Source organism: Desulfosporosinus metallidurans, assembly GCF_001936615.1.
In the GTDB taxonomy this organism is placed as follows: domain Bacteria; phylum Bacillota; class Desulfitobacteriia; order Desulfitobacteriales; family Desulfitobacteriaceae; genus Desulfosporosinus; species Desulfosporosinus metallidurans.
This window is the reverse complement of record NZ_MLBF01000043.1, coordinates 1-18,912: the sequence shown is the minus strand read 5'-3', so window position 1 is coordinate 18,912 and position 18,912 is coordinate 1. Positions and strand designations below refer to the sequence as shown.

Here is an 18,912-nt window from a genome sequence, read left to right as displayed (position 1 = left end):
ATTTATTTTTTGATAAAATAAGCGAACATAACCGTGGGTATTAAAGGAAAAAGTGTTCCATCATTATGCTCGTTGGCAATTAAATTTCTGTCTGCCTAATTTGAGGAGGGAAATAGAATGAGCAATCAGAATGAGGTTCGGAAGAACTTTGGGCAAAGAGCTTCGGATTACAGATTAAGTTCTACTCACGGTAATCCAACAGATCTGGAAAGAATGATTAATCTTATAAAGCCTCGTTCAGACGCTTCTGCTTTAGACGTTGCGACAGGAGGAGGGCATACTGCTATTGCGTTAGCCAAATGCGCGAACCAGGTAGTTGCAATTGATATTACTCCAGAGATGTTGGCAGAGGCGAAAACGGGGTCAAGTCAAGCGGGCATAAGCAATATTACGTTTAGGGCGGAAGACGTACACAACTTGAACATTTCAGACTGTCAATTTGACATCGTTGCATCAAGGTTTGCGGTCCATCATTTCTTCGATGTGAATAGGGCCCTTCAGGAAATGTGTAGAGTATTAAAGCCTGGGGGTAAATTTTACATTCTCGATTGTTCGGTTATTGATGGGGAGGAAACGGAGAAAGAAATTAATCGTATTGAGTTATTAAGAGATAGTTCACATCAGTGTTCTTATTCGCCACGATTATGGCATCAGTTATTAAAGGAACTACCTTTGACAATAGATCACACATCTATGTTTAAAGAACAGTATGAATTGCCACGGTGGTTCGACAGGATGGGAACTGACCAAAATAGTAGAGAAGAAATATTTCGAATACTCAACAGCCTGTCTGCAGAGTGTAAAATCCGCTATCCTTTCGGGGATGATTACATAACCACATATCGTTATGAGATTTTAGCAACCAAAAATTGAGGATAGGCACATCGCAACAGCGTATTCCCTGCCCATCTTGCCAGCTCCCACATTCTGCCCCGCTAGACCCAGCCGGTGTAAAGTCTGGTCAAACCACCACAAAAAGAACGGTTAACAAACCCGCCTATTAGAGAAATCGAAAATCATAGATGCCATTGAATACTCTTATGACATTTTCATGCTATTCATGAACCATTAAAGGTTCATGAATGTTTATATAGAAAGTTTGCATTCATACAGTATTCTAGGTACATTTAATTAAACGTATGAACACTGATGCAAGGGTCATCTTTCAAGACAAAATATCTTTTTTCTCGGTCGATTATATTAGCCGCTTTCAACTCTTTAAGTGCCTGAATGACCATTACGCGCGAAGAGCCAATCATATCAGCTAATTCCTGCTGGGTAATTTTCAGATCTATCAACGTCGAGGTTGGCGTTTTTCGTCCATATTGTTCGGCTAAACGATAAAAAAGTCGCAACAATCTCTCTTTAACAGTTAGTCCGGCCTCCTTACTTGGCTTCAACATGGTTTCATAACGCTTTTGTCCTAAGTAGCTAATAATCCTCATGGCAAACGAAGGATCTTGTTTTATTAACGACTCAAATTGAAGTTTGCTGAAACAACAGATGCGAACCTCTTCCATGGCTATGGCGCTTGAGTTTTCATTTTGTTCCTGATATAAGGACATTTCACCAAGGACCTCACCGGGGCCGCATACATCCAGAATTGTTTCATGGCCATCCAGGGCAGTTTGTACAAGTTTCAGCTTACCCGATTTTATCAGGTATATGGTGCTTGTTGTTTCTCCTTGATGGAAGAGGTAGTGTCCCTTGGACAATCTCTTTCTCTTTGTACATTGACACAAGTTAGCAAATTGCTCTCGTTCTAGCCCTTGAAATAGGTCCAATTCCTGAAGACAGATGATGCAACGTTTCATACTTTTTCCTCCTCCTGTATCAACGGTTCCTATAAATAGAGTGTATCAAAAAATGGTCCAACACCACTATAAAAACTGAAAAATAATAATCCCGCCTGTTATGGGCGGGATTATTATTTTTTCAGAAGATTCTACAGGAGCACCTCTACCTTTTCTGCCTTAAACAAAACCAGTTTCTCTTCTATACATGCCTTGCCTGTAAGCCTGAAGCCTTTCGGGCCACCTTCCATCGTTGCTATTACAACCTGCATCATTCCGTTGTTTTTGATGTTTTGCTGGGTAACCTCCATCTTGTAGATACCAAACCCTAGTATGTCCCCTTCTCTTATTTCCGCCACTTTGCCCACCACGATCATGTGCGGCTCTCCATGGGTGGAAACAGTGGTGATGGGAATAAACGGAGCCTTTGATACCACATCTTTAATTTCTTGAGTTATAACCATACAAATTCACTCCTTAAACGTTTTGTTGAGTATGTAACGAAATTTAACCAATGAAAGTAGGGGCCTTTTTTGTTAATGCTTTCTTTAACGTTTCAGCCACATTCTTTTTGAAAACTGCCAGCTCAACGCTCTCAATTTCGATTGGCACCTGTGTATATTCGAAAAACTCTAGAATATCCTCATCATTGAACTCAGAAACACCGGTGTCCAGAAGCAAAATCTTATCGTAGAAACCAAAATTCTGCCTTGCGTCAATCTCGTCCCAGCCCTGTCCCTGCTTGAAAATTTCCCGCCAGTTCTGCAACCATCCTTGAGTAAGGTAAAAGACCTTAACCGATTTTTCTATCTCCTCCAGTTTTTCCTTACCTAAAATCAATTCAATACAATTCCTGGGTTGTAACTTGATAACTTGATATTTTTCCGTAATATCGCTGATCTCAGGATGGCACATAGAGCCGAAAAAGAGTACTAACTTTTCTTCGGTCGCAATATTTAGAGACTCGATGATGCCATCTTTTAGCTTCTCATAGTTTACATGCAAAGCTGGTGCTGTATAGGTAACTTTGAACTCGGCATCAGATGCCCATTCCGCCCTTATTTCCTCTAGTACTCGCTCAAGCTCCAGTTGGAAGATGCCACAGGCGACTATGCGCACCTCCATATTGATATCACCTCCTCTCTGAGCTACGTTATACCTCAAGTTATTGGAGCTAACAACTTAACTGTCTTATTCAATCTTAACATAGGGCTAAAAAGTAAAATGTTAGATATTTAACAAAAATCGAAAAATTGGTGAAATCATATATGGTAGTATTGAAGTTTCGAACCCATAAAACAGCCTGAATTTCAGCGGTTGGGATGTGTCGGGAAAACGTAGTTAGTAAAGCTTTTTGCTTGCTGTTGATTTGGACAAGATCGAAAAAGGAGATAGTGTTTGATTAATAGAATACATATATTAGGGGCATCAGGCTCTGGTACTACAACATTAGCAAAAGTATTATGCAGGCACTTAAAATGGTTTTAGATAATAGTAATTTTGATATTGTAAACTTCAGATATAACAAATACTGGGGTTGATTTAACAAAAACGATTAGAACCGTAGGGAGATGCAGGAATGGACTTTAACTTAAATGAATTTTTAGGAGCCGTAGCGAATACATTAGACACTATTGAAATTGATATATTTGGAATGGCTACAAATCATTCTAAAAGGATAGCCTTTATCTCCGTGAAAATCGCTCATGAACTTCAATTAACTAATGAAGAAATATTTGATTTGGCTTCATTGGCTATAATGCATGACAATGGAGCAAGTATGAAAATTCTGCATGATAATTTAAAGGGTACGGCCAAAGAAAAAATTAATCTCTTAGAAAGTAAAAAGGAACATTGCATAATAGGAGAGGATAATCTTAGAGATTTCCCCTTCTTGACAAGTCCACAAAATATCATTAGATATCATCATGAAAAATATGATGGCTCCGGCTTTTTCGGATTATCAGAAGATGAAATTCCTCTTTTGGCCCAAATTATTGCCCTTTCAGATACATTGGACTTGGCCTTTGATCTGAGAAGCGCTTTTAATCAAGAAATAGTTACTGCGTTTGTTAATGAACATAGAAATACATTTTTTTCCCCTTTATTATCAGATGTGTTTTTAAATATTGCTAATCAGCATGAATTTTGGGAAGCTTTTTCTGACAAGAACATAGATGATAACTTAAAAAAAGTTACACCTATTTTTAGCAATGAGCTAAATTATAATGAAATACACACGATAACAAAGACCTTATCAAAAATAATCGATGCTAAATCTAAGTATACTCAAACACATTCTTCAGGTCTTTCAGAGAAACTTAAGAAAATGGCCGAATTTTATAAGATGGACACTATAATGACATTAAAATTATTGATTGCAACGGATTTGCATGATCTTGGTAAGCTAGCCATTAGTAATAATTTATTAGATAAGCCGGGAAAATTATCCAAACAAGAATTTGAAGAAATAAAGAAGCATCCAAAAATAACTAGTCTTAGTTTGCAAAAAATTAATGGGTTTGAAGAAATTACAAAGTGGGCTTCCAATCATCATGAAAAATTGGATGGTTCAGGGTATCCGGAAGGATTGATTGCCAAAGATCTTGATTTTAATTCACGGTTAATAGCCTGTTTAGACATTTATCAGGCTCTTAGAGAAGAAAGACCCTATAGAAAACCTATGGATCATAATAAAGCTATGGAAATTTTAAAGAGCATGGCAGAAGTTGGACAACTGGATACCGATATCGTTGGTGATGTAAATTCTGTTTTCTTGAATCTTTGAACCGTAATGGAAGTATTGTGGTACATATTAGTTCTTCCGAATGTACCCCTCCCGCGCTGATTTCAACGTTGGGAGGGTGAGTTGTTCAGCCGGAGCGGGCGTGACGGTGGAATAATGCACACGAAGAGCACGGAAATGAGGTTTAAATATGATTACAAATATTGAAGAATTATCGATGAATGCTTGGCCAGCTTTACAGACAAAACTATATGACGGATGGGTATTAGTTTGCAAGAATAAAGGCGGCAAATCTATCAAAAGGCGAAGTCTAACAATGTCAAAAAAGTGCCAATAAATTCTATTCCAGATTTAATTTCAAATATCCCCACGTAGATATTGAGTGCCATGCTAGATAGATGCAAAATGGTATGATGACCCTTTCATAAGGCCACTCAAAAATACCAAGGTTTTTAAGAACATTTGCGAAGAGGGCGCTGTATGAAGCAGCTGTAATTATATAGATGAACCTAATTGTTTTCCCTTACAAGGAGGTTATTAATGATAAGAAGCTGAAAAGGTCCAAACCAAGGTGCAAAAATCGCAAAAGTCAAGAGGCCAAATGCAAGCACTATTGGTAATCGAAACGTATTGCTCAATGATACCCACAAATGCACCCAAGGTTACGCCCTGTGTGGTGCTCCCTTTCGATTGCATATTAATCGATAGCTTTTACCACTTATTTTTGGATTACCGATGTTTAAACCTATGTTTCATTATTACGTGAATAAAATCAGTAATTATACGATTGCCAGGTTACTTTCAGACAAATATTCCCAAAATATTGCGGAGATCATCACTTCACTAAAACGAATGTCGACTCTAAACATGATTGAATTTAACATGCGAGCTCAAGACGGAAAGACCATCAATCGACCATTAGGATCTCCCAAGCATTTTCCCGGCTATGATATGTTAATGTTTTCTACCTCAATTATGTCAAAATTATCGCTTCCGGAAAGCGCCAGCATCGATATGCGAGTGACCATTGGCCCAAAGGCTACTAAGCCGCTCACCATCAATATTCCTCTGATGATAAGCGGGATGGCCTATGTTTAGCCCGTAAGTGGAATAGAGCAAGCTTAGTCATCATATTAGTAAGGTAAGAACTCCGCCAGGGGGGCATGTGATGAAGAAAAGAGGATTAGGGTTACTCATCGGAATCAGTATCGTGTTGTTGGGGGGACTTGTTGGACGCCTTTTTTGGCAGCCAGACCCCACGAATTTAGTTACACACGGCATAGAACGATTGAACTCAGCGACCTCTTTTCGCTACAGTTTGACCCAGCATCAATGGGTTGAGGGAAAAGATCGGGTTCTCACTAAGATTCAGGGAGAAAAAGAAGGAGAAAACTCACGAGTCTTAGGGCAGATGACGGGAAGCGAAGTAGAGATGATCAAAATCGGAGATTCTACCTATAGTAAAGATCCTTTTAGTAAGAGGTGGATTAGGTTTGCTAATGCTCCAGCGGCACAGGAGGTCTTTCTGGCGGAGCTCAACCCCCTGTCATCGCTACAAATGAAAGAGCTTGGGGAGGTGATGCTTAGCGGTCAGGAGAAAGTGAATGGAGACAGAGTATGGGTGTGTCAATTAAAACCTAGTGTGCAGAATCAAATGATGGAGGTATTTTGGACCGATTTCCAGTATACGCTTTATATTCGTAAATCTGACAAAATGCTCGTAAAAGCCACAATTGAAGCGAAAAATAAAGCTAAGTCCGACCCCATGACGATGACACTTGAGTTTAAGGATATTGGAAAGAAGATGACTATACAAACACCGGACATTTAGGGCGTGTAAACGGGGCAGGGATATACCCAGTAGTGGGGCTATTCCTGCCCCTAAATTTATTTGCACATTCGACATTCCTCTGATATAGTTTTGACATATGTTGATTAGCGGAGGTGTCCATAGTGGAAGAATATATTGCAAGAGTTTTAATTTCCCCGGAAGAATTAAAAAAACGTGTAGCTGAATTGGGCGCAGAAATTACCCGAGATTACGAAGGAAAGAAAATCTTGGTTTTGGGAATTCTAAAAGGGGCCGTTCCGTTTATGGCTGATCTCATACGAGAGATCAAATTGCCTCTCGCCTATGATTTTATGGCGTTGTCGAGCTATGGAATGTCAACTCAATCTTCTGGCGTTGTGCGAATCCTCAAGGACTTAGAACGAAGTGTTGAAGATGTTCACATTTTGGTTACTGAGGATATCGTGGATACAGGGTTGACGTTAAAATACTTAAAAGAGAACTTGAGAGCACGGAATCCTTTAAGCGTAAAGGTAGTTACTCTACTTGACAAAGCTGCCCGACGACAAGTTGAAGTCTTTCCAGATTACAATGGGTTTTCGATTCCGGATGAATTTGTGGTGGGATATGGTCTCGACTTCAACGAAGAGTACCGGAATTTACCCTATGTTGGGATCTTAAAGCAAGAAGCCTATGAGGTGAACTAATCGGGAGGAAGTGTCTTAGCCTGTTCGCACACGGCTGCATGAAGGATCGTAAGGGTTTATTTTTGAATTTTATAGGAAATGGTGATGATAAAACGTGACACAGGAAGTCGTTTTGGTTTTAGATTTTGGAGGACAGTATAACCAATTAATAGCTCGCCGTGTGCGTGAGGCGCATGTGTATTCTGAAATGATTTCTTATAAGACTTCCGTTGAGGAGATTCGGGCTCGTCAGCCCAAGGGCATTATCTTTTCGGGTGGCCCGGCAAGTGTCAATCAGGCGAATGCACCCAAAGTGGATCCTGAGATTTATAACTTGGGGATTCCTATTCTGGGAATTTGCTATGGAATGCAACTAATGGCCCAACAATTAGGTGGAACTGTAGAACATCCAGAAGCCAGTGAATATGGAAATGCAATCCTTTCGGTTGATGATGCAACTGGTCTATGGGAAGGCTTGAGTGGAGAACGTCCGTGTTGGATGAGTCATGGTGATTCTTTGAAGACGTTACCCGAGGGCTTTAAGGTCGCTGCTCATACCGGACATACCCCGGTTGCAGCAATGATGGATGTTGGACGTCATTTTTATGGTGTTCAATTTCATCCGGAAGTAAAACATACCCCGGATGGACAAGCCATATTAGAAAAGTTCCTTTACGATATTTGTGGTTGCGTTGGGGACTGGACGATGGAGTCCTTTATCGAGTTGCAAATCGCTGAGATTCAAGCCAAGGTCGGCAAGGGGCATGTTTTATGTGCTTTAAGCGGAGGAGTCGATTCATCTGTAGCAGCAGCCTTGGTGCATCGGGCAATAGGGAATCAATTGACCTGTGTCTTTGTTGATCATGGATTCATGCGTAAAAATGAGGCAGAGCAGGTTAAAAAGATCTTCACAGAGCAATTTCAACTTAATTTAGTGTTTGTAGATGTCCATGAACGGTTTATGCAAAAGCTCGAAGGGGTATCCGACCCTGAGGCGAAACGCAAAGCGATCGGCAATGAGTTTATTCGCGTCTTTGAAGTTGAGGCGTTAAAACTTGGAAAGGTTGATTTCTTGGTCCAAGGGACACTTTATCCCGATATTGTGGAGAGCGGGACGGAAACTGCGGAAACGATTAAGAGTCATCACAATGTCGGGGGTTTGCCGGACGATATAGAATTTGAATTGATCGAACCCTTGAGGATGCTTTTTAAAGATGAAGTGCGAGAACTCGGAATTCAACTGGGGATGAGTGAAGAGATAGTCTGGCGTCAACCGTTCCCGGGGCCGGGACTGGCTATTCGAATTCTAGGAGAAGTGACCCGTGAGAAGCTGGACATTTTGCGGGAAGCGGATGCTATCATTTTGGAAGAAATTCGTCGTTCGGGAATGTATCGTGATTTGTGGCAAAGTTTTGCCGTCCTCCCTTCCATTAAAAGCGTGGGCGTGATGGGAGATGGGCGTACTTATGAGTATCCCATCATCCTGAGAGCGGTCACCAGCGAAGATGCCATGACGGCTGATTGGGCAAGGCTTCCGTATGAACTCCTGCAAAGTATATCTTCGAGGATTGTCAACGAAGTGCAAGGGGTCAACCGCGTCGTCTATGATATTACCTCCAAACCTCCTGGGACGATTGAATGGGAGTAAGGGGGAAATGGGCATAAAAAGGACCATGATCGTCAAGATCATGGTTTCGTGAAGGGTTATTTATTAGTACCGTGCTGCTTATTGGGTAAATTTTTGCTTGGATTCCCTTTACCTCGATGCTTCTTATTTTGTTCGGCTTTCTCCTGTGTATCGTGCAATTTATCCAATTTATCCATCGATTACCCTCCTCGATTATGGAACCTTGTTGTTACTTTAACCATACGTCCTTGAAAACATGCTTATGCTGAATTAATTATTTTCATGTGAGTGACAAATTCCCTAGGATAACGAAAAGACACCTTAGCAGGGTGTCTTTTGATGTTATACAGTGGGATCCAAATATCTGAACCAACGGGTTACATTTGGGCGCTCAAGGCGAGTCCAGCAATTATCGAAAGCATATTATGTCACTCTCTCTTTCTGTTACTTTATACTAAAAACCACTTGTCGATTTGAAATATTCTCTGCTCATAACAAAAATCCTGTCCAAGCGTATCAATCTTAATAAAATCTTAAGGCGCCTATCACATCCTTATTAAAGTTTAGTTGTATTCTTAGAAATAGCTTGATAGGAAGTGTGGGTTTGGCGAAAGGGCGACAGGAATAAAAGGCAGACGCAATTAACGCTGTTCTTACCGACCAACAAAAAAGCTATTTAGCTACAGCTACACAGAGACCTGCTAAGGGGAATAACCAGAACTCAAATAACCAAAACAACTCGAACAACTCAAATGGGAACAACAAAAATGGCACTAACCCCCAAGGCGGAGCTGGTGGTCAGCAGACTCGGGGCACATTCAATCCACAGGATATCTATCAACAGGTTTTAGACTCTTTAAAATAACTCGAATAGGCAAAAGCCCTATGGATAAACAAGAGCTTTTCAGACACTTCGCAAGTGGTGCAAGGCTCTTAAAGGTTTGCCTATTCATAGCGTAGAGCATCAATTGGGTGTAATTTGGCTGCTTTCTGGGCTGGAAATAGTCCGAAAACTATCCCGATTGCAACGGAAAAGGCAAACGCCATGATCACTGGAGACGTTGACATTTGGGTAGTCATGCCAGCAAATTTATTCAATAATGCCGAACCACCTGCCCCGAACAAAATGCCCATGATGCCGCCAAGCATACTTAAGATGACTGCTTCAATCAAGAACTGAAACATAATAGCTTTTTGCTTTGCCCCAATAGCTTTACGAATCCCTATTTCTCTAGTACGCTCCGTTACAGAAACCAACATAATGTTCATAATTCCGATTCCCCCAACCAAGAGGGAGATCGCCGCCACTCCACTGAGTAAGAGGGTTAACGATTGGGATACACCCTCGGCGGTTGATAGAATATCGGATTGACTGGTAACGGTAAAGTCATTAGCTGCGCCAAAGCTAAGGCCATGCTGCTGCCTTAGAATTTGGGTAATTTCTGCGCTAGCCGTTTCCATTAAATTGGAGCTTTTAGCTTCGACATAGATCGTTCGGATACTTTTAGAACCAATAAGCCGGGTCTGAGCAGAGGAGATCGGCACCAAGATTTGGTCATCGTTATTGCTCGTCCCACTTGAACCCTTACTTTGTAAGATTCCAATGACTTCGAAAGGGACCTGATTGATATTTATGGTTTGGCCTAAAAGTTGGCATTAGCATTACCAAGTAAGTTTTGCACGACAGAAGTACCTACCACAGCAACCTGCGCATTATTTAGGACATCTTGATCCGTGAAAAATCGTCCAATGTCTGCTTGCTGATAACGCGTATCAGCGTAAGAAGGTGTTGTACCGATCACCTGCGTACTGGTATTTTGGCTCCCCAAAACAACCTGAACCTGTTTGCTGGTCGAGGGTGCTACATTGGCCACCGCATCCGCTCCGCTTTTAATCGTATTTACGTCATCCATGGTCATATTGGTTAGACTTCCAATTCCACCTTTGAGCCCACCTGTGTTGGACTGACCCGGGGATACAATGAGTAAGTTGGAGCCCAACCCTTGAATCTGTCCAGCTACTGAAGCCTTCGCTCCTTGTTCGATGGCGACCATGATGATGACAGCTCCCACACCGATAATGATTCCCAACATCGTGAGAATTGAGCGGAGTTTATTAGACTTCAGGCCGCGCATAGCAATCCTAACATTCTCAATAAAATTCATTAGCTGGCCACCTCCGTTCTCCTATGGAAGTCTAGTTTTAGACGCTCACCTTCGGCCATGCTTCTATCCTCAACCATCTCATCTCGATCAATAAGTCCATCCTTAAAATGGATAATGCGATTGCTGTGCTGAGCAATATCCGGTTCATGCGTAACTAAGATAATGGTAATTCCCATGGTGTTGAGCTGTTGAAAGACACTCATTATTTCCACACTGGACTTACTGTCGAGATTACCAGTTGGCTCATCGGCCATAATGATCACCGGGTTGTTGACCAGGGAGCGGGCAATAGCTACTCTCTGCTGTTGCCCCCCGGATAGTTCATTGGGTTTATGGTGGATACGCTCGGATAGCCCCACGCCTGTCAAAGCATTCAAGGCTTTGGCCCGTCTTTCCCGAGCGTTTACGCCGTTATAAAGCATGGGTAATTCTACATTTTCTAAAGCCGTTGTTCGGGATAAAAGATTGAAACTCTGGAAGACGAAACCGATTTTGCGGTTGCGTATTTCCGCTAATTCATCCTCGCTGGCTTGGTTAATATTTAAGTCATCCAATATGAAATCGCCGGAGGAAGCCGTATCTAAACAGCCGAGAATATTCATCATGGTCGACTTGCCCGAGCCGGAAGGGCCCATGATAGTCACAAATTCTCCTTCTTTCACCGTCAGATTCACGCCGTCTAGCGCTTTTAACTCGAGATCACCCGTTTTATAGACTTTGACGATATTTTTGAGAGTAATCATCAACTCACCCACGTCCTAATTTTGAGTCCGGCCACCGGAACCGCTTGTTCCGCCTGAACAATTCCCATGATGTAATTTTTAGTTGTGATTTGAATGGAACTTTTACTACAATCAATGAAAAGTTTTGTGAAGTCGTAGGTTTGCCAAAAGAGATAATTATCGGAAAGACTATAAATGATGTCCAAATAGATTCTGGTTATATCAAAGAATGGAATAATGCATTTTCAAGTGTTATTAATAATGGTAAAGTTAATTCTTTTACTTATAGATATGAAAGAAAAGTTGGAAGTGGTGTTGTTGGCTATTATGATGTGACTCTATCACCTTTATTTGATCTAAGAAAAGAGATTATTGGAGTAATAGGCACAAATCAGGATATAACAACTATTATAGAAAACGAAAAAACAATAAAACATATGGCTTATTACGACGATATAACAGATCTATCCAGAAGGGCTCGTTTCTTAGAACGGTTGGAAAATGCAATTAAATTATCAAAAAAGAAAGCAACTCAAGTGATCATAGTAATCCTTATTTTGACAACTTTAAAGCAGTAAATGACACTCTAGGACATGCCATGGGGGATATTCTTTTAATCGAAACGTCAACAAGATTACTAAAATGTATAGACGGAAAAGACACGGCTCGGGAAAAATCGATACGAATTTTTTGATTTAAGATGAAACATTGAATTCTCTTGAAAAAATCAAATATTGAAAGATTATTAAGGAAAGCAATAAATAGAAATGAATTTGTTTTGCATTATCAACCGCAATATACCGTTACAGGGAAACTCCGTGGCTTTGAAGCATTAATACGATGGAATAATCCTGAAATGGGTTTTTTGAATCCTATGGAATTAATACCTATAGCCGAAGAAACAGGCCTGATTATCCAGATCGGCGAGTGGGTTTTAAACACTGCAATTCTTACTTGTAGAAAGTTTGAAGATAAACATGATTGTGACTTAGTTATGGCGGTGAATATTTCCCCCATCCAATTTAGGCAAAAGGAATTTGGCGAAATTGTTATGAAGGCGATCAAATCTTCTGGGTTAAAGCCAACAAGTCTTGAATTGGAAGTAACAGAGAGTAGTTTTATTAATAATTATGATAGTGTTGCCAATGAACTTAGAAATTTAAAAGAATTTGGTGTAAGAATTGCATTGTCAAGATAGTTGTCGCATTTGACCAAAATTACTTTATTTACTAATGTGTTAATCACGACGAAACAAGCCCGGACGCTCGTCGCTTGCCAGAAGGAACTTTTGTGATCTGCGGATCAAAAAGTCCCTTCGGTCCTTCAGCTTACTTGTTCGCTAGTGTCACTGGGATGACAGCGCGCATATCCTCGGCCTTCAGCCTGCGGTATCCCGCGTGGCACCCTGACACTTAACTCATTACTTCATTAAATAGAACTTTGACGCATCCGTTTTAGACTCACTTGATCCTCAACCTGAGATTTCTCTGGATTAAGCCATACTTCATTGGGCAAGGACCAGTCCCTTGTTTGACGTGTCCAACGTTCCGGATGACGAGCTTTTGCAGCCTCATAGAGCGGGTGCCGTTTCTTAAGTATCTCTTCTCCCTGGCCACTGTGACGCTGGTGTGGCGTGAGGAATTTGATACCGCTATGGTGATGGTTGTAGTTGTACCAATGGACAAATTCCTTGACCCATGTCCTGGCATCATTAATCGTTGCAAATCCTCCCATTGGATAGCTTGGACGGTATTTGCAGGTCTTGAAAATAGACTCCGAATAAGGATTGTCATTACTAACCCTCGGGCGGCTCCTAGAAGGCGTAATACCTAATTGATAGAGTGTTTCCAGCATGGATGCGCCTTTCATCGGGCTTCCATTATCGGAATGCAGGACTAAAGGGCTTTCTTGTCTGGTTATATTCTGAGCCATGACCGCCCTCCGAATGAGTTGGCTAGCGTTTTCTGCTGATTCTTCGACCCAGACTTCCCATCCGACAATGTCCCTGCTAAAGATGTCTAGGATGAGATATAAATAGAAGTAGAGTCCTCGAACAGGGCCCGGCAAATATGTAATATCCCAAGACCATAAGCGATTGGGTTCGGTAGCGCAATGCGTGGATTTAGGCTTGCTGGAGGGTGCCTTGCAACGACCACGATGATTCTGTTCACCCGCTTCGTGCATGACTCGATAGAAGGTTGATTCAGAGGCGATGTAGATACCTTGATCCGCAAGAATCGGGACAATCTGACTGGGTGGCAAACTTTGAAATTCAGGTTGGTTGCATTCTGCTTCCGTGAGTTTATTCGCCGGTTCAGGGCGCTTTGCCAAGGGTCGCTGATCGGATTTAGGGGCTCCATCCTTACACCAACGTTGTAATGTTCGTACCGATATGCCAATTTCTTCACAAGCCATCTGTTGGCGTGCTCTGCTTGTTACTGCTTCTTCTACCAGCTTAATAATTATGTCGCGATTCGCAGTGCTGGTTAGACTTCCTCGTCCTTTGGTCCCCAAATCGCATTGATGTTTTTTCTTAGAACTAACAGGGCTGCTGTTTCAGCTAGTGCTGACTCTTTCCGCTGGAGTTCCTTCTTTACTCGCTTTAGTTCTTTTTCGGTTTCTTTTTCTCGCCGTTGTGAAGTGGCTAGTTCCTGGGCCACACCGCCGTTCGCCTGTATGCAGTTGTCCTGCCAGGACTTAACCTGCTCAACATACAAGCCTTTCTTGCGGCAGTATTCTGCTAGTTCGATCTCACTGAGAGTGGATGTCTCAATCACGATGAGAAACTTGTCGCGTGTGCTCCACTGCTCACTTTGCTGCTCACCAGCAGGGGCTGCAAATCCCTTTCCCCGTATTTCCTTCCGCCACAACTTCAAAGTCCCCTCTGGGACGCCTGTCTCCTGCTGAATCAGACTAAGGGACTGGTTGTTTGGCGGTAACATCTTCGCAATAATAGAACTTTTTAACTCTTTTGGATATCTCATGCCGTTTTCCCTCCTGTGTTCCTTCAAGGATACTTTTCCTAAGTCTCTACGTCAACTATCGTAACACAGGGGGATAGCAATACCTGTTTAGAACTGGGATAATAACCTCAAGACTAATTGAGGAGGAATTATCCATGACTCTTGACGAGCAGTCCAAGATCAGACGCCAGCAGGTAAACGCTTACCGTGCTTCCGGCCAAACGGCTGCTGCATGGTGCTCAGAAAACAACCTAAGCATCAATACACTCCGATACTGGTTGACTAAGTGCAACCGCGAAGACAAAGCTGACCTTAAACAAGAAGCCTTTATTGAAGTTGAAGCAACCCTCCGTCAAGGAAGTTCCGATCATTGTTAAGATTGGGACGGTTTCCATCGAGCTGTATTTCAGGCTTTCAAGCGGAGACTCTGCGTGAGGCCATTGCTGCTCTTCGTCCCTTATGAGCCTGAACGCTGTCGGCCTCAGAATATTTCTTTCCTGCAAACCTTGCGATATGCGAAAAAGCATCGAAGGTCTCGCTACATTGGTCCAGACACAGTTACAAATGGATCCTTTCGAAAACTGTCTTTACGTGTTCTGTAACCGAGCCTGTGACAAATGTAAAATCCTTCATTGGTCCAATAATGGTTAGTGGTTGTACTACCGCAAATTGAGCCGCGGCGTCTTTCGCTGGAAGTTTTACGAAAACAAGCAGGTCCTTGAGGTTTCCGAACCTCAGTTTAGATGGCTTTTGGATGGTTTATCTATGGATCAGCCATCCGCACATAAGCCTGTTAAGCAGCGGATTATTCTTTAATCGCATCTGCAAAAAAAACCTAAATAAACTTAACGAAATCGCCCTATTTCCACCTATTTTAAGGCTTTTTACCGCTATTATCCTGTGAATTTACGCTATACTCTTATATAATGAGAATATGAATGACGAGATAAAATCACCTCAAAAACCACAACTGAATTACAGGGAAATGTCACAGTCAGAACTGGCTGCGCTCTGCGAAAGATAGGAAAAGGCCATTGCCGAGCTGACTCAGAACATGAATCGTCTCATCGAGATGATCCGTTTGAATACTCAAAAGAAGTACGGTACCAGCGGTGATTCTGTACCCTATCCTGAGGGCTTGGATCAACTCTCCTTATTCAACGAAGCTGAAGCCACTGCCCGACAGGGGGAGCCAGAACCGACCTTCGAAGAGGCGACAGAGAGGACCCCCAGAAAACCCAAACAAAAGGGTAAACGCGAACAAGACTTCAAAGATTTGAAGGTTACCGTCATTGAACATGAGCTTCCGGCAGAACAGCAAGTCTGTCCGGTGTGTGACAGTTCTCTGCACGATATGAAGGTTGAAGTTACGAGGACACTAAAGCTTGTACCGGCCCATTTCGAAGTCGAGGAACACCGCCGTCATGTCTATACCTGCCGTGTGTGTGAAAAGGCCCAAAGCGAAGGCGATAAAATCCCCTTCGTTCGTGCCGACATGCCCAACTTACCGATTCCCGGAAGCTTCGCCACACCGGAGCTGATCGCCGGCATCATCAACAGTAAATATACCAATGCGATGCCCCTCGCCCGGATCGAGCGTGAGTTTGACCGGATGGACAGCGTCCGTATCTCCAGGTAGAACATGAGCAACTGGATACTCCAATGTTCGGAGGAATACTTTTCAAGGATCTATACCCATATGAGAAGTACCCTACTGAGCAAGGACGTCTTACATGCTGATGAAACCTGGACCAAAGTTGTGCAACAGGATGGCAGGGAATCCAAGAAGAAATGCTATATGTGGGTTTACTGCAGCGGAGCGCATGACGAGCCAATTGTCTATTATGAATTTCACGAAAGCCGGGCTTCAGAATCGGCTAAGGAGTTCCTTAAGGACTATTCCGGTTACTTGCATTCAGATGGCTACGAAGTCTACCATCGTCTGGGTCCTGGAATCACGGTAGTTGGATGCCTTGCCCATATAAAACGCAAATTCACGGACGCCATTAAAGCACTGAATCCGGAGGAGCAAAAGAAGACGGTTTGCTTCAAGGGACAGGAGTACTGTGATCACCTGTTCCATATTGAAAAGAAATACAAAGATGCCGAACCCGAAGAGCGTCAGAGAAAGCGCCTCGCCCTGTTAAAACCGGCGATGGATGCCTTTTTGTTGTGGCTTAAAGAGACAAAGCCCCTTACAGTCCCCAAATCCCACGCTTATGAGGCTGTGAACTATGCGCTGAATCAGTGGCCGTACTTTGAAAACATCCTTTTAGACGGCCGCTTAGAGCTAACTAATAATTTGGTCGAACGAAGTATACGTCCGTTTACAATCGGCCGAAATTATGTGCCGAGTTTGGTTATGTGCTGAATCAGGTTTAAGGAGTCTTTTCTGGTAGGTTCTGTTCAGATATTCGGCACATAACATCTATCATCCTTTTTTGCTACTATATAAAGCAAAAAGGAGTAGATATTATGTGCCGCAAAAAGTATGACACATCAAGTTTGTCAGACTTTGAGAATCACCTGATGACAAACAATTATACCAAATGGGTTGTTGAAGTCTATACAAGTCGGGTATCCTGCTTTCTTAACTCCTTCAACTCAACACACCTTCTTTCCGATGAAGAGCAACTCAGAAAGTTAATTGTATGATATACGGCGGGCTTACCTCTAACTTCAACTTTTGGGACAATACAAGCTGCACTTCATGCATACTATCACTTTACAACTGGAAAGCACTTCAACAAACGCATAATACCCAGGATTTATGAAGCCAATGAACTTATTGAGGCCGAACTCACGAGATTCCATACATATCTTAAAGAAGTGGCCTCTTTAAGCGAAACAACCCTAATTAGTCACTACAATACGGTCCGCCAATTTTTATGTTTTTGCTCAATAGAGAATGCAATTGCGAATGGGAATAAAATCTCACCGGATCAAGTCAGAAATTTTCTTATGAAAGAGCTAAGGCACTTAAGTCCGGCAAGTCGTAAGACAATATTGGTAAGGATCAGAAACTACCTCCGGTTTCTCGAATTCGAGGACGGATTCAATGCTGATGAAATATTGAAATTACCCATGACGCCGCCAGTGTGGAAAAGAATGCAAGTTCCAAAGTATTTGTCCGCGGAAGATAAAAACATTTCTATCGACATACAACCTAAATTCAGAGATTGGCCTACGCGATTACGCAATCGATGTTTTTCCGATCTCGGTTTAAGATGTGTGGAGGTTGCCAACCTTAGCCTAGATGATTTCGACTGGCAGAATGGTACAGTATGTGTGCACAAAACAAAAAATCACTCAGAAAGAAAGCTCCCACTAAGTCTGAAAGCTGGCCAGTCAATAGTAAACTATCTGCTTAAAGCAAGACCAAATACTAAAGAACGTACTCTATTTGTGAGATTTAAGAAATCAGCTGGATTCCCAATGGGTACTTCACAGGTTCGGGATACGATGCGGCGCGCGGCTGTTCGGGCTGGATTACGGCATTTTACCGGGACTCATATGTTTCGGCATACTGTTGCCAAAGACATGATTTCATCGGGTACCGATATCAAGACAATTGCAGATATCCTTGGACATGAAACAATTGAAACAACCATGATTTATACGAAGATAAATTTTCCCGAGCTTTCTTTTGTGGCAGGAAAATGGCCGGAGGTGATTGTATGAGCAACCTCATCTCCGCGCAAGTCGAAGACTATATCAACTACAAGCAAGCTCTTGGCTATAAAATCAAGATTGAATCCGAAGAACTGCGGCGATTTGCAGCATATACGGTAGCAATAGGGCACAACGGATCGTTAACAGCAGACGTTGCCTTCAAATGGGTTACGCTAAAACCGAATTACACCCTGTGGTATATGTCAAGGCGCTTGGAAACCGTGCGCACCTTTGCCAAGTACATCAGCATATTTGATCCTAATGCACAAGTCCCACCGAAAGGGCTTTTGAAAAAGTGTCACGGACGAATTAATCCTTATATATTCAAGAAGAAATCTCGATCATTATGGATGAGTCTGCACGTCTCCATTCCCCTGACGGGTTGAGACGCCTTACAATCCCGACCGCAATCGGTCTGATGTGGGCTACGGGAATAAGACCCTCAGAAGCCTGTAATCTTTTAGATTCAGATGTTGATCTTGATCTTGGCTTAATTCATGTTCGGGAAACCAAGTTTTACAAGCACCGATGTCTTCCGATTCACGATACGGTGATAGCTAAATTGCGCGATTACCAGAATAAGCGCGATGCTTTGCGAAACAACTATACCAATAGCCACTTTTTTATTATGACAAGTGGCAAACCCCTTGTCCTTAGGAACTTTGAATACTCATTACAGCTAACAAGGAATAGTCTCTTGCCTGAACATGGGCATTGGAACCGCAGACCACCCAGATTATACGATATTC

General features: G+C 42.3%; 21 protein-coding genes and 2 pseudogenes. 16 read left to right on the top strand and 7 right to left on the bottom strand.

Features of this window, described 5'->3' with window-relative positions; translation table 11 throughout:
• The first annotated feature begins 117 nt into the window (after nucleotides 1–117).
• A complete protein-coding gene (locus DSOL_RS19435; RefSeq protein WP_075366462.1) occupies nucleotides 118–873 on the top strand; it encodes a class I SAM-dependent methyltransferase in 756 nt (251 codons plus the stop codon).
• 254 nt (nucleotides 874–1,127) lie between these two features.
• Here DSOL_RS19435 and DSOL_RS19430 read toward each other — a convergent pair whose 3' ends face one another.
• The 3 genes from DSOL_RS19430 to DSOL_RS19420 form a co-directional block, all read right to left on the bottom strand.
• Nucleotides 1,128–1,814 (bottom strand): Crp/Fnr family transcriptional regulator, encoded by a 687-nt coding sequence (locus DSOL_RS19430; RefSeq protein WP_075366461.1) that lies wholly within the window; start codon nucleotides 1,812–1,814, stop codon nucleotides 1,128–1,130.
• A 131-nt stretch (nucleotides 1,815–1,945) separates the two neighbouring features.
• A complete protein-coding gene (locus tag DSOL_RS19425; protein ID WP_075366460.1) occupies nucleotides 1,946–2,257 on the bottom strand; it encodes a pyridoxamine 5'-phosphate oxidase family protein in 312 nt (103 codons plus the stop codon).
• A gap of 43 nt (nucleotides 2,258–2,300) precedes the next feature.
• On the bottom strand, nucleotides 2,301–2,918 hold the full coding sequence (locus DSOL_RS19420) for a DUF1638 domain-containing protein (protein WP_075366459.1): 618 nt from the start codon (nucleotides 2,916–2,918) through the stop codon (nucleotides 2,301–2,303).
• 454 nt (nucleotides 2,919–3,372) lie between these two features.
• Between DSOL_RS19420 and DSOL_RS19415 the strand changes: the two genes are divergently transcribed.
• The 5 genes from DSOL_RS19415 to guaA all read left to right on the top strand — a co-directional run bounded on the left by DSOL_RS19415 (nucleotide 3,373) and on the right by guaA (nucleotide 8,662).
• Nucleotides 3,373–4,581 (top strand): HD-GYP domain-containing protein, encoded by a 1,209-nt coding sequence (locus tag DSOL_RS19415; protein WP_075366458.1) that lies wholly within the window; start codon nucleotides 3,373–3,375, stop codon nucleotides 4,579–4,581.
• Between the two features lie 693 nt (nucleotides 4,582–5,274).
• Complete coding sequence (locus DSOL_RS19410) at nucleotides 5,275–5,637, top strand: hypothetical protein (protein ID WP_075366457.1); 363 nt, start codon at nucleotides 5,275–5,277, stop codon at nucleotides 5,635–5,637.
• Nucleotides 5,638–5,707: 70 nt separating this feature from the next.
• Nucleotides 5,708–6,370 (top strand): LolA-like protein, encoded by a 663-nt coding sequence (locus DSOL_RS19405; protein WP_075366456.1) that lies wholly within the window; start codon nucleotides 5,708–5,710, stop codon nucleotides 6,368–6,370.
• A 122-nt stretch (nucleotides 6,371–6,492) separates the two neighbouring features.
• Nucleotides 6,493–7,035, top strand: coding sequence for a hypoxanthine phosphoribosyltransferase (gene hpt / locus DSOL_RS19400; RefSeq protein WP_075366455.1), 543 nt, complete (start codon nucleotides 6,493–6,495; stop codon nucleotides 7,033–7,035).
• 94 nt (nucleotides 7,036–7,129) lie between these two features.
• On the top strand, nucleotides 7,130–8,662 hold the full coding sequence (guaA, locus tag DSOL_RS19395) for a glutamine-hydrolyzing GMP synthase (protein ID WP_075366454.1): 1,533 nt from the start codon (nucleotides 7,130–7,132) through the stop codon (nucleotides 8,660–8,662).
• A 56-nt stretch (nucleotides 8,663–8,718) separates the two neighbouring features.
• Here guaA and DSOL_RS19390 read toward each other — a convergent pair whose 3' ends face one another.
• The 3 genes and pseudogenes from DSOL_RS19390 to DSOL_RS19380 form a co-directional block, all read right to left on the bottom strand.
• Entirely contained in the window at nucleotides 8,719–8,838 is a 120-nt protein-coding gene (locus DSOL_RS19390; RefSeq protein WP_075366453.1) for a DUF4023 domain-containing protein, read from the bottom strand.
• A 748-nt stretch (nucleotides 8,839–9,586) separates the two neighbouring features.
• A pseudogene (locus tag DSOL_RS19385) lies at nucleotides 9,587–10,806 on the bottom strand (ABC transporter permease).
• Nucleotides 10,806–11,549 carry an ABC transporter ATP-binding protein gene (locus DSOL_RS19380; protein ID WP_075366452.1) on the bottom strand — a complete coding sequence of 248 codons (744 nt, stop codon included), beginning with the start codon at nucleotides 11,547–11,549 and terminating at the stop codon, nucleotides 10,806–10,808. The pseudogene DSOL_RS19385 and the gene DSOL_RS19380 overlap by 1 nt, the downstream one beginning before the upstream one ends.
• Nucleotides 11,550–11,593: 44 nt before the next feature.
• Here DSOL_RS19380 and DSOL_RS29080 point away from each other — a divergent pair, with 44 nt between their 5' ends.
• Genes DSOL_RS29080 through DSOL_RS29075 form a run of 3 tightly spaced genes read left to right on the top strand, consistent with a single transcriptional unit; the run spans nucleotide 11,594 to nucleotide 12,726 of the window.
• Nucleotides 11,594–12,106 carry a PAS domain S-box protein gene (locus tag DSOL_RS29080; protein ID WP_075366451.1) on the top strand — a complete coding sequence of 171 codons (513 nt, stop codon included), beginning with the start codon at nucleotides 11,594–11,596 and terminating at the stop codon, nucleotides 12,104–12,106.
• A gap of 20 nt (nucleotides 12,107–12,126) precedes the next feature.
• The gene (locus tag DSOL_RS30145) at nucleotides 12,127–12,222 is read left to right on the top strand and encodes a hypothetical protein (protein ID WP_427854435.1); all 96 of its coding nucleotides are present in this window, start codon (nucleotides 12,127–12,129) and stop codon (nucleotides 12,220–12,222) included.
• A 24-nt stretch (nucleotides 12,223–12,246) separates the two neighbouring features.
• Complete coding sequence (locus DSOL_RS29075; RefSeq protein WP_075366450.1) at nucleotides 12,247–12,726, top strand: EAL domain-containing protein; 480 nt, start codon at nucleotides 12,247–12,249, stop codon at nucleotides 12,724–12,726.
• 230 nt (nucleotides 12,727–12,956) lie between these two features.
• Here the strand turns inward: DSOL_RS29075 and DSOL_RS19360 are convergent.
• Nucleotides 12,957–14,512, bottom strand: a protein-coding gene (locus DSOL_RS19360; RefSeq protein ID WP_248283516.1) for an IS3 family transposase whose coding sequence is annotated in 2 segments (ribosomal slippage) — nucleotides 12,957–14,033 and nucleotides 14,036–14,512 — 1,554 coding nt in all. Because the reading frame shifts where the segments join, the coding sequence is not laid out codon by codon here.
• Nucleotides 14,513–14,646: 134 nt separating this feature from the next.
• On the opposite strand from DSOL_RS19360, the gene tnpA reads away from it, so the two are divergent.
• The 7 genes and pseudogenes from tnpA to DSOL_RS19315 form a co-directional block, all read left to right on the top strand.
• Nucleotides 14,647–14,868, top strand: coding sequence for an IS66 family insertion sequence element accessory protein TnpA (gene tnpA, locus DSOL_RS19350; protein WP_075366448.1), 222 nt, complete (start codon nucleotides 14,647–14,649; stop codon nucleotides 14,866–14,868).
• Nucleotides 14,869–14,950: 82 nt separating this feature from the next.
• Nucleotides 14,951–15,307: pseudogene (gene tnpB, locus DSOL_RS29610) on the top strand (IS66 family insertion sequence element accessory protein TnpB).
• A 238-nt stretch (nucleotides 15,308–15,545) separates the two neighbouring features.
• The gene (locus DSOL_RS19335) at nucleotides 15,546–16,130 is read left to right on the top strand and encodes an IS66 family transposase zinc-finger binding domain-containing protein (RefSeq protein ID WP_075366446.1); all 585 of its coding nucleotides are present in this window, start codon (nucleotides 15,546–15,548) and stop codon (nucleotides 16,128–16,130) included.
• A gap of 3 nt (nucleotides 16,131–16,133) precedes the next feature.
• Nucleotides 16,134–16,862, top strand: a complete 729-nt coding sequence (gene tnpC, locus DSOL_RS19330) for an IS66 family transposase (RefSeq protein ID WP_075366445.1) — start codon at nucleotides 16,134–16,136, stop codon at nucleotides 16,860–16,862.
• 323 nt (nucleotides 16,863–17,185) lie between these two features.
• Nucleotides 17,186–18,172 (top strand): tyrosine-type recombinase/integrase, encoded by a 987-nt coding sequence (locus DSOL_RS19325; RefSeq protein ID WP_345788407.1) that lies wholly within the window; start codon nucleotides 17,186–17,188, stop codon nucleotides 18,170–18,172.
• Nucleotides 18,169–18,549 (top strand): hypothetical protein, encoded by a 381-nt coding sequence (locus DSOL_RS19320; protein ID WP_075366443.1) that lies wholly within the window; start codon nucleotides 18,169–18,171, stop codon nucleotides 18,547–18,549. The genes DSOL_RS19325 and DSOL_RS19320 overlap by 4 nt, the downstream gene beginning before the upstream one ends.
• The coding region (locus DSOL_RS19315) for a tyrosine-type recombinase/integrase (protein WP_170871565.1) at nucleotides 18,510–18,912 on the top strand (403 nt) is incomplete at its 3' end. The genes DSOL_RS19320 and DSOL_RS19315, both read left to right, overlap by 40 nt.